Annotated in this window: 6 protein-coding genes; 2 read left to right on the forward strand and 4 right to left on the reverse strand. The window is 69.6% G+C overall.

Going from position 1 to position 13,872, the window contains the following annotated elements:
- The first annotated feature begins 18 nt into the window (after positions 1–18).
- The gene (locus ACFV2X_RS01220; RefSeq protein ID WP_385609802.1) at positions 19–618 is read left to right on the forward strand and encodes a hypothetical protein; all 600 of its coding nucleotides are present in this window, start codon (positions 19–21) and stop codon (positions 616–618) included.
- 2 nt (positions 619–620) lie between these two features.
- On the opposite strand, the gene ACFV2X_RS01225 is transcribed toward ACFV2X_RS01220, so the two are convergent.
- The 4 genes from ACFV2X_RS01225 to ACFV2X_RS01240 all read right to left on the reverse strand — a co-directional run bounded on the left by ACFV2X_RS01225 (position 621) and on the right by ACFV2X_RS01240 (position 11,185).
- Positions 621–1,514, reverse strand: a complete 894-nt coding sequence (locus ACFV2X_RS01225; protein ID WP_385609804.1) for a LysR family transcriptional regulator — start codon at positions 1,512–1,514, stop codon at positions 621–623.
- Positions 1,515–1,589: 75 nt separating this feature from the next.
- Positions 1,590–2,759, reverse strand: a complete 1,170-nt coding sequence (locus ACFV2X_RS01230) for an FAD-dependent monooxygenase (protein WP_385609806.1) — start codon at positions 2,757–2,759, stop codon at positions 1,590–1,592.
- Positions 2,756–9,979, reverse strand: a complete 7,224-nt coding sequence (locus ACFV2X_RS01235) for an amino acid adenylation domain-containing protein (protein ID WP_385609807.1) — start codon at positions 9,977–9,979, stop codon at positions 2,756–2,758. The genes ACFV2X_RS01230 and ACFV2X_RS01235 overlap by 4 nt, the downstream gene beginning before the upstream one ends.
- Before the next feature lie 105 nt (positions 9,980–10,084).
- Positions 10,085–11,185, reverse strand: a complete 1,101-nt coding sequence (locus ACFV2X_RS01240; protein WP_385609809.1) for a 3-oxoacyl-ACP synthase III family protein — start codon at positions 11,183–11,185, stop codon at positions 10,085–10,087.
- Positions 11,186–11,611: 426 nt separating this feature from the next.
- Between ACFV2X_RS01240 and ACFV2X_RS01245 the strand changes: the two genes are divergently transcribed.
- The gene (locus ACFV2X_RS01245) at positions 11,612–13,852 is read left to right on the forward strand and encodes an MMPL family transporter (protein WP_385609811.1); all 2,241 of its coding nucleotides are present in this window, start codon (positions 11,612–11,614) and stop codon (positions 13,850–13,852) included.
- Positions 13,853–13,872: the final 20 nt, after the last annotated feature.

Here is a 13,872-nt window from a genome sequence, read left to right on the forward strand (position 1 = left end):
CCCACGGGAGGACCCCTCATGAGTACCTGGCGCAACAAGGCGGCCGTCGCCGCGCTGGTGGCCGCCGCGCTGGCCGGGCCGGGTGTCGCGCAGGCCGCACCGGCGGCCCCGGCAGCGGCCCAGGAGCAGGTGGCAGCGGCCACCATCACCTGGACGCTCGAACGGGCCGGCAACCCCACCCCGGACCAGCAGACGGCCTACAACCTCATCACGGCGGCCATGAACGCCGCGGTGGCCCGGTACAACAACCTCAGCGACCTGGGCAAGAACATCACCGTGCGTTATGACCCCGGTGTGCCCACCGCCGACGGAAACATCAACGGAACCATCCGCTTCGGCCAACGCGCCTATATGACCGAGCGGACCGCCCTGCACGAGATCGCCCACACCATCGGCGTGGGCACCAGCTCGGGCTGGTCCTCTCTCGGCGGCAGTGGCACCTGGCGCGGTGCGCAGGCCACGGCGCTGGTCAAGCGGTTCGACGGTTCGGGTGCCACGCTGTCCACCGGTGGCGGACACTTCTGGCCCTACGGTCTGAACTACGAGAACGAGTTCTCGAACACGGCCGCCGACCGCCATGTCCAGATCGTCGTCGCCATGGTGGCCGACGGTCTGTGAGTTCAGGACACCCCGAGCCGTGGCTCGCGGATGAGGGCGGCGGCCAGTCGGTGCAGGGCGGGGTTCGGGCTGTCCGGGCTCCAACAGGCGTGCAGGGTCACGGAGTGGGCGTCGGCCGGGGCGAGCTCCCGGTACCGGACGCCGTGCACCCCCATCGTCATGATGGAGCGCGGTATCAGCGCACAGCCGAGCCCCGCCCGTACCAGCGCCAGCATGGTCGGCACCTGTGAGGTCAGCTGGCTGACCGCGTAGCGGTCCACGCCGATCATGGCGGCGCAGATGTCGTGCAGATACCGGGAGCCCTCGGGGGTGTAGCCGATGTAGTCGTCGGCGACGTCCGCGAGGGCGACGGGGTCCTCGGCGCGGGCCAGCGCATGGTCGGCGGGGACGGCGAGCACCAGGTCCTCGGAGTGCACCAGGACCGACTGGTATTGGTCGGGGATCGGCGGCCGGACGAGGCCCATGTCGATCTCCAGATCGGCCAGCGCAGCGAACTGGTCCGGGCTGACGAGTTCCGTCAGTTCCACGGAGACATCGGGGAGGTGGCGGTTCACCAGGTCGAGGACATCGGCGAGTATCGCGTACGCCCCGATCGCGGTGAAGGCCAGCCGCAGGGTCCCGGTACGGCCCTCGGCGGCATGGCGGGCGGCGACCGGGGCGGCGTCCAGCAGGGCGAGGACCCGGCGGCAGTGGTCGAGAAGGGCCTGGCCCGCCGCGGTGAGACGGGTGCCCCGGCCGGTGCGCTCGAAGAGCACGACGCCCAGGCTTCGCTCCAGCGCCTGGATCTGGCGGGTCAGCGGCGGCTGGGTCATGTTGAGCCGTGCCGCGGCACGGCCGAAGTGCTGTTCCTCTGCGACGGCGACGAAACCACGGAGCTGTTGCAGAGAGAAGTCCATGCCGGTCACGGTATCGGCCGAGGGCCACGGGGCCACAGCGGTGTGCGCTGTGACCCCGTCACGGCAGCCGCGGTGTCAGGCGTGGATCCCGGGGAACGTGAGGACGTCCCGCTGCTGCTCCGCGAAGGCCGTGTAGGTCGTCGCGCGCAGTTGCTCGTCCCGTTCGTGCCGCTGTCCCGGGTCCTCCAGTTGCTCCTGTTCGCTCAGCGCGCGGGAGCCGAGGACCATGGCCCGGTTGCGCTCGCGGCGCTGGTCCTCGTAAGCGCGCAGTCCGGCGGTCAGATCGCCGGAGCGGGCCAGTGTCCCGGCCAGGACGACGGCGTCCTCGATGGCCATCCCGGCGCCCTGGGCGAGGCTGGTGAGCATGGGGTGCGCGGCATCTCCGAGGAGGGTGACCCGGCCGTCGCCCCACTGCTCCAGGAAGTCGCGGTCACGGGCCGGGATGGCGATGATGTCCTGTTCGGGGGTTGCGCGGATGGCCGCCTGGACCTCGTCCGCCCAGCCTTCGTACGCCTGGACGATCTCCTCCTTCGTGCCCTGCCAGTCGGCGGCCCGTTCGACGGACATGTTCTTGGTGCCGAACCAGTAGGTCTGTCCGTGTCCCACGTCCAGCAGGCCGAAGCGCTGCCCGCTTCCCCAGTAGTGGAGGACCGATCCGGTCTCGAAGTTCGGGTGGCTGAACGGGACGATGGCGAGCCAGCACACATATCCGGCCTCCCGAACCGGTTCCGGGCCGGTGATCTGGCGGCGGATGGCGGAGTTGATCCCGTCGGCTCCGATGACGATGTCGCCGTGGGCCTCGCTGCCGTCGGCGAAGCGTACGGTCGCCCCGTCCGGCCGGGTCTCGTAGCCGACGGCGGCGGCGCCGAGGGTGATGGGGGTGTCTCCCACCGCTTCCAGGAGGCCCTGCTGCAAGGCGCTGCGGCTGATGACCACGGTGGGCGGCAGGCCCAGTTCGTCGCTCAGCTCCGGGATGGGAAACCAGGTGATGTGGTTGCCCTCGGCGTCGTTGATGCCGAAGCGCTGGAGTATCTGCCCGCGCTTTTCGAGGCCGATGTCGAGGCCGAGGGCTTCCAGCGCGGCGCCGCCGTTGCTCAGCACACCGAGGCCGGAGCCGGCGGCTTTCAGTTCGGTGGCGCGCTCGTACACCTCGACGTCGAAGTCGACCTGACGCAGCGCGGCGGCCAGCGTGAGACCGCCGATCCCTGCCCCGATGACCACTGCTTTGGGCCGGTGGGATGTCATAGAACTCGGTTTTCCCTTCGGAGATGGGTTGAGGGGTGCAGGATGTCGGCCATGGTCTTGGCCACGTGGGCGACGCCGGGCTCCTCCATGATGGAGAGGTGATCGCCGGGTATGCCGATGACCTGGATACGGCCGGTGGTCACCCGCCGCCAGCCGTTGGTGGGTTCGTAGTGCAGGCTGCCCGCGGCGCCGTGCATGGCTTCGAGGATCGCGGGGAGCGGTTCATCGGCCCGCAGCAGGATGACGTCCTGGTCGTTGGTGCCCGGCCGGTAGTTCAGCGTGGCCAGCCAGTTCGCCCGGTAGAGGCGGAAGAGGCGCCGGATGACGGTCCCCGAGCTGTCGGCGGGCAGCACCCCCAGGTCGACGGCGCACCGTGCGATATGTGCGAACTTCTCGTCCAGCGAGGTGGCGTGCTCGGGTATCTCCTCCAGGGGCGAGGCTCCGCCGCGTACGGGCCAGAGCAGTTCCCAGAAGAACCAGCCGAGCAGCGCGTCGTCGGTGTACAGCTCGCGCAGTCGGGGGTTGAGGGTGACCGTGTCCAGGATCAGCACGTCCGCCTGCTCGCCCTGCGCGCGGAGTTGCAGGGCCATTTCGAAGGCGACGAACCCGCCGAAGGAGTAGCCGCTGATCTTGTACGGGCCTTCGGGCTGGATCCGTTTGACCGCGGCGAGGTAGCTGCGGGCCATCTCCGGAATGGTGTCCAGCGGTTCGGTGCCGGGGTCGGCGCCGGCCGCCTGGAGGGCGTACAGGGGCTGGTCGGGGTCGAGGTGCCTGGCGAAGGGCAGGAAGCACAGCACATTGCCGCCCATGGGGTGGACCATGAAGAGCGGGGTCCGGCCACCCGACGGGTTGAGCGGCACGATCGGGTCGAAGCGGGCCGGTGTCGCCGCGCCGGATCCCAGCCGGTCGGCCATGGCGGCCACGGTGGGCGCGGCGATGAACTCCGACAGCGGGAGGACGGTGCCGAAGCGCTGTTCCAGCGTGGCGATCAGCCGCATCGCGGTCAGTGAGGTGCCACCGAGATCGAACATGGAGTCGTGGATGCCGACTTCGGGCAGATGCAGCAGGTCCGCGAGGATTTCGGCGAGGGCCTTCTCCAGCGGGGTACGCGGCGGAGTGGTGTCGTGGTCGGCCGGCGCCTCGAGGGGGATGGCCCGCAGGGCGGCGTCATCGCGTTTCCCGCTGGGGGTGGACGGCATGGCGGGGAGCCACTGGACGTAGGACGGCACCATGTAGTCGGGGAGCGTTTCGCGCAACCGGCTGCGGAGCGCGCCGGTGTCCACCGTCGACGGATCGCCGGTGAGAAACGCCACCAGGACCGTGTCCGTGCCGGGGCGGTTGTGGGCGACGACGGCGGCCTCCGCGATACCGGGGTGGCGGGGGACGAGGTCGCGGATCGCCAGCTCCACCTCGGCCGTCTCGACCCGGAATCCGCGGACCTTGACCTGGGTGTCGGCGCGGCCGGTGCATACGATGTCGCCGCCCGGCAGGACGAAGCCGAGGTCGCCGGAGCGGTAGAAGCGGCCGGACCTCCCGGGCAGCGTGACGAAGCGTTCCTTGGTCAGGTCGTCGCGGCCCAGATAGCCCCGTGCGACCGTGGCGCCGCCGAGATACAGCTCGCCCGTCACCCCGGGCGGTACGGGGCGCAGCCGCGGGTCCACCACGACCACCTGGGCGCCGTCGACTGCCGTCCCCACCGGGGGGAGGTCCGGGAAGTCGGCCGGCGGTCCGGTCAAGGTGTGGCGGGTGACCACATGGGTCTCGGTGGGACCGTACTGGTTCTCCAGCACCATCCCGGGCAGGGCCGAGCACAGCCGGCGGACCTCGTCGGTGATCCTCAGCTGTTCGCCGCTGGAGACGATGACACGCAGCGCGGCCGGGGTGAGGCCCAGCGCCTCGGACGCCAGCGCCAGTTGCTGGAGGGCGATGGAGGGAACGAAGACGCGCTCGACCCGTTCCCGATGCAACAGGCGTACCAGGGCCGGCATGTCCCTGCGGATCTCCTCCGACACCAGCCGGAGGGTGCCGCCCGCACACAGGGTGGAGAAGATCTCTTGGAGGGAGACATCGAAGCTCAGTGGCGCGTACTGCAGGGTGATGCCCTTCGCCGCGCTGGGGGCGCGGTTCTGCCAGGAGACGAGGGTGGCCAGGGTGCGATGGGGGATGTCGACTCCCTTGGGCCGCCCGGTGGAGCCCGAAGTGAACAGGACACAGGCCGTACCGTCCAGGGCGATCGCCGGGAGCGGCGAGGCGGAGGTGTCCCCGGTGGGCGGTTCGGCGATCTCCTCGAACCGTACGATCCGCGAGACGCGGCCGAGAAGGGCGTCGTGCCGGCCGGCGGTGACGATATGGCGGGGATCCGCCGCTTCGATCATGTAGGAGAGCCGGGTGGCGGGGTATCCGGCGTCCAGGGGCATGACCGCCGCTCCGGCCCGCATGATGCCCAGGATGACCGCGATCACCTCGGGAGACCGGTCGGCCGCGACACCGACGATATCGCCGGAGCACACCCCCAGGGCGAGCAGGTTGCGGGCCACGGCCTCGGTCGCCCGGTCGAGCCGTGCGTAGGTCCACTCTTCGTCCTCGGTTGCCAGGGCGAGGGCGTCCGGGGTGCGTACGGCCTGGTGCGCGAACCCGTCCACCACGCTCGGTGGTGTGTTCGTGCCAGCGGACAGCGGCCGTGACACGGCGGTGAGGAAGTCCCAGCCGGGCTGCTCCTGGGGGTGGTGCACCATACGGTCCAGGACGCGGGTGTAGTAGTCGGCGAACACACCGACCTGGTCCCGGGTGACCGTCTGGCCGTCGTTGTCGATACGCAGCCAGATGCTCTGGTCGACGGGGTCCGTCACGGCGTTGACCAGCAGCGAGAAGTTGGTCTCCTCGACGGTGCGCAGCTCCGTCAGCTCCAGCCCCGGCTCCCGGAGCGCGTCCGTGAGCTGCTGGAACCGTACGTAGTTGAACACCGTCTCGAACAGCGGACCGCCGACGTGCTCCTCCTGCATGGCGCTGATCGGGTAGTGGCGGTGGGGATACGCGCCCTGCTCGCGCCCGAACGCCTCCCGCACCGCGTCCAGCCAGCTGTCCTGGGCCGTGTTCACCCTCATGGGAAGGGTGTTGAGGAACAGTCCGACCATGCGCTCGGCATGCGGGTGTTCCGGGCGGCCGTGTGCGATGAGACCGGTCATGATGTCGTCGCGCCCGGACAGCAGCCGAAGGGTCATGCAGTGGGCGGCGAACAGCACCGACTTCACCGGCAGCGCATGGGCGCGGGCGAAGGCCCGTACGTCGTCGCCGAGCCGGGCCGGCAGGTCGAAGCGGTGCGATCCGCGTACGCCCGCGGCCGACGGCGGCTGGTGCGGGCGGTACGAGCCGAGCGCGGTGGGTTCGCCTCCGGCGAGCTCCTTGCGCCAGTACCGGCGGTCTTCCTCCGACACCAGCGCCCGGCGTTCGGCCAGCAGGTGTGCGGCGGGCGAGGGCAGACGGACCTCGGGTGCCGGAGTCGGATGCAGGCCCAGGGCATGCCCGTAGTCACGCAGCAGTTCGCCCATGAGGTTGGCGACGCTCGCCCCGTCGAACAGGGCGTGGTGGAAGCTCAGGACCAGGTCGATCGCGCTGCGGCGGACGTGGACGCGCAGCGCGTACAGCGGGGCGGTGGCAGTGGCGGTGTCAATGGAGTACTCGTGGTGGCGGCGCTCTTCGATATGCCGCGCCACCTCCGCTTCCGCGTCGTCGGCGTCACGGGACCGCAGATCGACGACGTCGAGGCCGTCGAAGCCATCGTCCGTGGCCGGGTGCACCAGTTGCAGCGGTTCGGTGAACCCGGCCAGGGCGAAGCTGGTGCGCAGCGCCGGATGGCGCCGTACGAGCCCGCCGAAGGCCGCGCGGAAGTGTCCCTCGTCCCAGTCGCAGCGCAGCGTATAGCGGAACACGTCCTTGTACAGGGACGATCCCCGGCGCTGACGGCTGTGGTAGATCAGGCCGAGTTGCATCCGGGTGAGCGGATAGGCGTCCGAGACCGAGCCGAGCCGCGCCCGGTCGATACCGGAGACGGTGTCGAAGGGGCTCGGTTCCTCCGAGGGGTCGGAGGGGGATGCGTCGAGGACGGCCCGCGCGGCCAGGCGGGCGACGGTGGAGTGCCGTACGAGATCGGCCAGGGGGAAGCGCAGACCACGCTGCTCGGCCAGGGCGCGGACCCGCAGCATCTGCAGCGAGTCGCCGCCGAGCGCGTAGTAGTCGTCCTCGGCGCCCACCGGACCGCACCGCAGGACCTCGGACCATACGTCCGCCAGGATCTGTTCCGCGGGGGTGAGCGGGCGTGTGGCCGGTGCGCCGCCGCGGGCCACCGGTTCCGGCAGCGCCCGGCGGTCCGCCTTGCCGTTGGGGGTCAGCGGAATGCGGTCGAGCCGCATCAGCAGCGCCGGGATCATGAACTCCGGTAGTTCGTAGGCCAGTTGACGGCGTAGGTCGACGGCGTCGAGCTCGTCGTCGGTGACGTAGTAGCCGACCAGATGGACACCCCGTTCGTCATCGGTGCGGTCCACGACCAGCGCGTCCCGGATGCCGGGCACGGCGATCAGGGCCCGGCCGACCTCGCCCGGCTCCACCCGGTTCCCGCGGATCTTCACCTGGTCGTCGAGGCGGCCGAGGTATTCGAGGGAGCCGTCGGCGAGCCACCGTACGAGGTCACCGGTACGGTACAGACGGCCTTCGCCGGTGAACGGGTCGCCGATGAACCGCTCCGCCGTCAGATCGGGCCGGTTCAGATATCCCGCGGCCACCCCCGCGCCACCGATCCACAGCTCGCCCGGGACACCTGTGGGCCGCGGCTGCCCGTCCTCCCCGACCACATACAGACAGGTGTTGTCGATCGGCCGTCCGATGGGCACGCGGCCGACGGGGCGGCCGGGGTCCCCGGGGCAGTCGTGGAAGGTCACATCGACGGTCGCCTCGGTCGGGCCGTACAGGTTCACCAGGTCCGGCGTGGCACGTTCCCCGTCGTGGAAGAGCCGGTTGAACCGGTCGACGCGGGCGGCCGGCAGCGCCTCTCCGCTGCAGAAGACACGGCGCAGTGTCTCCGTCCGGTCGCGCAGGTCCGGGGTCCGCTCGGCGGCGTCGAGGAAGGCGCCGAGCATGGACGGTACGAAGTGCGCGACCGTGACGCGCCGGTCGCGGATGGTCCGGCCGATCACCCGAGGGTCCTTCTCACCGCCGGGCGGCAGAAGCGCCACGCTCGCTCCCTCAACCGCCCACCAGAACAGCTCCCATACGGACACGTCGAAGGACACGGGTGTCTTCTGGAGCAGTACGTCGCCCTCGCCGATCGGGTACGCGCGCTGCATCCAGGCCAGCCGGTTGACCACCGAGTGGTGCCGGACCTGGACGCCCTTGGGCTTGCCGGTGGAGCCGGAAGTGTAGATCACATACGCGAGGTCCGAGCCGTCGGCCGCCCGCTCAAGCGGGGAGTCGTCGCCGTGCAGCAGTTCCGCGACACGGTGCACGGGCACACCCTCCGCCACCGCGCTCTCCGGCATGCGCTCGTCCGACACCAGCACGGCGGCCGGACGGCTGTCGTCCAGCAGGAAGCGGATGCGCTCGCGCGGATATCCCGGGTCCACCGGGACATAGGCGCCGCCCGCTTTGCCCACCCCCATCAGCGCGATGAGCAGGTCCGGGCCGCGCTCCAGCGAGACGGCGACCCGGTCTCCCGGGCCCACGCCGTCCGCTCGCAGCGCCCGGGCGACCTGGTTGGCCCGTGCGTCGAGTTCGGCGTAGGTCAGGGCGTCGTCCGGGCCGGGACCCAGCACGGCGATCCGCTCCGGACCGCGCGCGACCTGGCGCTCGAAGAGCCCGCAGAGGGTGGCGTCCCGCGGATACGCGACGCGGTCTCCCCGGCCGCGCCGGATCAGCTCTTCCCGCTCCGTGGCCGGGAGCATCGGCACCGCGGACACCGGCCCGTCCGCCAGGTCCACGCCCTCTTCCAGCAGATACTTCAGGTGCCCGGCCAGCGCCTCGATGGGGAAGTCGTCGTCGAAGACGTCCGTGGCGTAGTCCAGGTCGAAGCGGATCTCCTGCGCGTCGTCGAAGTCCAGCACCACCACCGAGAGGGCATCCTGCTCATGACAGGGCGATTCCATCCACGTCTCGAGGTCGATGGCCGGGCCGGGATCCGGGCGTCCGGCCCGGAGATAGGACAACGTGACATCGAACAACTGCCGGTTACCGCCGTGGAGTCCGGGTAACGCGCGTACGACGTCCCCGAGGGCCACCCGCTCGTGCCGGCGCAGTGCACGGGTGGCACTCCGCGTCCGGTTGACGATGTCGCGCAGCGGCTTCCCGTCGTGGGCGGGCAGAAGCAGGGGCAGCGTGTTCGCGAAATGCCCCACGGTGTCCATGAATTCATCCGGCCGGTTCAGGACCGGAACGCCCAGGATCACCTCCTCGGTGCGATGCACCCGCGTCAGGTAGGCGCCCAGCATCGTGGCGATATAGGGAAACAGCGGCAGTTGGGCCCTACGGACGCGTTCCGCCCATGAACGGTCCAGTGTGAAGGAGTGGCGGGCGCCTGCGCGTGGTGCGCTCGCCGGCTTCCTGGGGAACAGCGCGGGGACCGCGCCGACGAGGGCGGAGCGGTGGGCCTCCAGGTCCGCGGTGTTCTCCTCGGATCCCTGGTAGGCGGCATCCCGCGCGGAGAACGAGCGGTACGGCGGCGCGCCGCTCTCCGCGGCGGCTCCGCCCACCACCATCGCCGCGTAATCGTCGAGAATCCGGCCGCTCGTCAGGGCGAGCGACCAGCCGTCCATCACCAGGTGGTGCGCGACCAGTTGGAGGTGCGTCACGCGGGGGCCCTCCACCAGGATCGCCACCCGGACCATCGGCTGATCACGCAGCGGCATCCGGCGCTGCTGGAATGCGCGCACCCAGCGGCGGCAGGCCGCCGCCGGATCGCTTTCCCGTGACAGGTCGGTCGTTTCTACAGCGGGCGGCTGGGGTTCGACCCACTGACGGGGTGTCCCGTCCTGGTCGTCGAATCGCAGGCGCAGAGCGTCATGACGCCGCAGGGCTTGCTCGGCACACTGGCGGAGGACACCGAGATCCACATCCCCGGTGAGTTTCTCATGACATGAGACATTGTACTGCGGTGATTCCTCGGACTGTGCGGCGGAGACCCAGATGTCGAGCTGATATCGCGTCAAGGGGAAAGGCGGCTCGGGTGATTTCATTGTCACGATCTCCGGGTGAGACGTTGGGGGGCCGGCTGCCGGTCGAACGAAGGAATGAGAAGGACGGCGGAAGAAAGAAAGCGAAGGACCAGTGGCGAGGGCGCACTAGTACCAGCGCACCAGTGCCGCGGCGGCGTTCATACCGCCGCCGATGGAGGCCAGCAGGAGGTTTTCCCCCCGCTCCAGGGGCCGGTCCCGGTCTGCCGCACACAGGGTGACAGGAATGGAGGCGCCCGCGGTGTTCCCCAGGTGGGGAGCGGTGAGCGGCATACGCTTACGGTCGATTCCCGTCATATCGGCGAAGGACTCCAACAGGCGGGGGTTCGCCTGATGGAAGATGAACCGGTCAATTCCTCCCAGACTCAACCCGGCGTCGTCCAGGACCTGGTCCACGATCTTGGGCAGAGTCGTGTGCACATACTGCCGGATCGCACGCCCGTCCATCTTCAGGAAATTCTGCCCGGATTGGAGCGCTGCCCGATCGAGCGGCAGAGCCGTGCCGCCGGCCGGCACGCCGACGAGATGGTTGAGGGCGCCATCGCTGATGGTCCGCATGGCCAGCAGTCCGTAGCCCTCCGGTACGGGGCCGAGCAGCACGGCTCCGGCGCCGTCCCCGAAGAGGCTCACGGTGCTCCGGTCGGTGCGGTCCATGATGGTGGAGAACATATCGGCGCCCACCACCAGCACATGTTCGGTATCCGGCGACGCCGACCGCAGACCGTCGGCGACGGCCACGCCGCACAGGAAGCCACTGCACACCGCGTTGACATCGAAGGCCGGCATGACGCGCAGCCCGAGTTTGTGCTGCACGATGGCGGCCGTCGCCGGCTGGGGCACATCGGGTGTGCAGGTGGCCAGTATCAGAGCGTCGATCAGCTCCGCGGCGCCGTCGCATTGGGAGAAGATCTGCCGCACCGCGTGCACCGCGAGATCCGAGGTGGCCGTTCCGGTGCTCGCATAACGTCTCTCGAGAATTCCCGTGCGTTCGTGGATCCATTCCTCCGATACGCCGGCCCATTCGGCTATCTGATCGTTTCCGACCACGCGATCGGGTACATGAGATCCGATGCTGATGATCCCTGTGGGCATGGGGAAATCCAGTTCGTCGATGGCCAGGCGGCGCGCACGGCGGTCCTGGCTCGGGGAAGGAAAACAGGAATCGCGCTGTTCCTTGAATTTCTTCTCGTCGACAGTCGGCGGACTCACATGGAAAGGGATGCCTCGACGGAGGGAAGCTTAGCCTGCGCCAGAGAAATCAGTCACTGTGACGTGCACCACTTTATTCCCCCGATGAACGGTGGCCCATAGTCCGTTTTCGGCCCCCGTCGCTTCAAACTGACACAGTTCTGCCATACATGGATTTCCGGGTCACCTTTAAGCGGTGTCAGTTACGGCTGAAAATACGAGAGAGCGCGGCCCCGACATCGGTCGCCGAGGCCGATCTGCCGCGCGACCCCTTCCCCGAGACCGGTCAAACCAGCCCCAGGGGCACGGCACTCTACCCCGGCAGCCCCCGCCGGCCGGTACGGCCGAAGGTCCCCGGGGCCCAACCGCGATGTCACATCCCAGGCACCCCGGTCCGTCCAGAGGTCGGTGATGCATCAGATGCCGCACTTCGAAAGGGACAGGAAAATGCTTGACAGGCTGGCCAGACTGGTCATCCGACGCCGAGTGGCGGTTCTTGTGGTGAGTCTCGTACTCGCCGTGGCCGGAGGAATCGCGAGTACGACCCTCTTCAGCAAATTGGCCGCGGGCGGGTTCGACGACCCGCACTCGGAGTCCGGACGCGCCGTCAAGATGCTCTCCGACACGTTCGGCCAAGGCCAGCCCAACCTCACCGTGCTCGTCACCGTCGACGGCAGTGTGGACGATCCCGCCGCCCGGACCGCGGCCGGCGAGCTCACCCGGAAGCTGAGCAAGGAGCCCGGTGTCGAGAACGTCACCTCTTATTGGACGGCGGGCAAACCGCCCCGGATGAAGAGCAGAAACGGCGATGCGGCCCTGATCACCGGCACGGTGACCGGCGACGACTCCACGGCGCAGAAGCGCGTCGCCGAGCTGGCCGATGCCTACGAAGGCGAACGAGCCGGTCTCGACGTGACGTTCGGCGGCAATACGGAGTTCCAGGCCGAGTTTCTGGAGCAGGGCCAGAAGGACGCCCAGACCGGTGAGATCATCGCCATCCCGCTCACCCTGGTCGTGCTGGTCTTCGTCTTCGGAAGCCTGATGGCCGCCGCCCTTCCGCTGATCGTCGCCATCGTCGCGATGATGCTCTCCATGGGGCTGATGTGGCTCCTGGCGGAAGTGACGGCCGTCGGATCCCTCTCCGCGAGCGTCGTGACCCTGCTGGGTCTGGGGCTCGCGATCGACTACAGCCTGCTCTTCGTCAACCGCTACCGGGAGGAACTGGCCTCCGGGAAGCAGACCGAGGAGGCTCTCCGGGCGACGATGACCTCGGCCGGACGGACGGTGCTCTTCTCGACGCTCACGGTCGCGGTGGCCTCCAGCTCCATGGTGTGGTTCCCGCTTCTGGCCGTACGGTCGATGGGCTACGCGGGCGCGCTGACCGCCGTGCTGTCCGGTGCGGCCGCGCTGCTCGTGCTCCCCTCGGTGCTCGCCATGCTGGGTGACCGGATCGAGCGCGGCCGGGTCATCTGCCGCAAGAAGCGCGCCGCCGGGGCCGCGGAGGGCAACGGTGCCGCCGCGAACGGGTTCTGGCACCGCCTGGCGACGCTGGTGATGCGGCGCCCTCTGCCGATCGCCACGGCGGTCACGCTCCTTCTGCTGCTGCTCGGCGCACCGTTCCTCGGCATCAACATCGGCATGCCGGACGAGCGCGTGATGCCGGAGTCGTCGTCCGCGCGCCGGGTCGCCACCGCCGTCAAGGAGGACTTCGTCGGCAGCGGGCAGAACGCGCTGGTGGTGATCGCGCCCGAGGGCGGATCGGACGGAAAGGCAGTCGAGGGGTACGCGAAGCGGTTGTCATCGCTGCCCGGTGTCGCCGCGGTGCGCACCTCCACTGGAAGCTACGCGGAAGGCGACCTCGCCACCCCCGCCGACCAGCAGTCACGGGGCTTCGCCGCCAAGGGCGCCGTCTACTTCTCGGTGATGCCGGCGTCGGACAGCCCGGACGAGGCCGGGCGGATCGTCGGCGAGATCAGGGACAGCGAGGCGCCGTTCGAGGTCCTGGTGGGCGGCATGGCGGCCACCAACGAGGACGCCGCGTCCGCTCTGGTGAAGTGGCTGCCGTACGCGCTGGGCACGCTGCTGCTCGCGATGCTGGTGCTGCTGTTCCTGGTCACCGGGAGCGTTCTGTTGCCCTTCCTGGCCGTGGTGCTCAGCCTGCTCAGTCTGACGGCGACGTTCGGAGCGCTGGTGTGGGTGTTCCAGGACGGCCATCTGGCGGGGCTGTTCGGCGGTTTCACCGTGACCGGCAATATCGCGGCGACGATCCCGGTGATCCTCTTCGGCCTCGCCTTCGGTCTGGCCATGGACTACCAGGTGTTTCTGCTGTCCCGTATGCGGGAGGAGTACGAGCTGACGGGTTCCCCGACGAAGGCGGTGACCCACTCTCTGGAGCACACGGGTCGGATCGTGACCGCCGCCGCGGTGGCCATCTCGATCGTCTTCCTCGCGTTCACGGCATCGGACATCTCCCTGGTGAAGGCGTACGGTGTCGGGCTGCCGCTGGCGGTCCTGATGGACGCGACGCTCATCCGCGGTGTGCTGCTCCCCGCCGCGATGCGGCTGGGCGGCGCGGCCACCTGGTGGGCGCCGCCGCGGCTTCGGCGGCTGCACTCCCGCCTCGGCCTGCGGGAGGAGGCGAACCCGCCGCAGCCGCGGAAGGAGCGGGAGCAGACACCGGCCGGCTGACCGCCGGCCGGCGTGAGCGG

The sequence above is a fragment of the Streptomyces sp. NPDC059679 genome, from assembly GCF_042734105.1.
Taxonomy (GTDB): Bacteria; Actinomycetota; Actinomycetes; order Streptomycetales; family Streptomycetaceae; genus Streptomyces.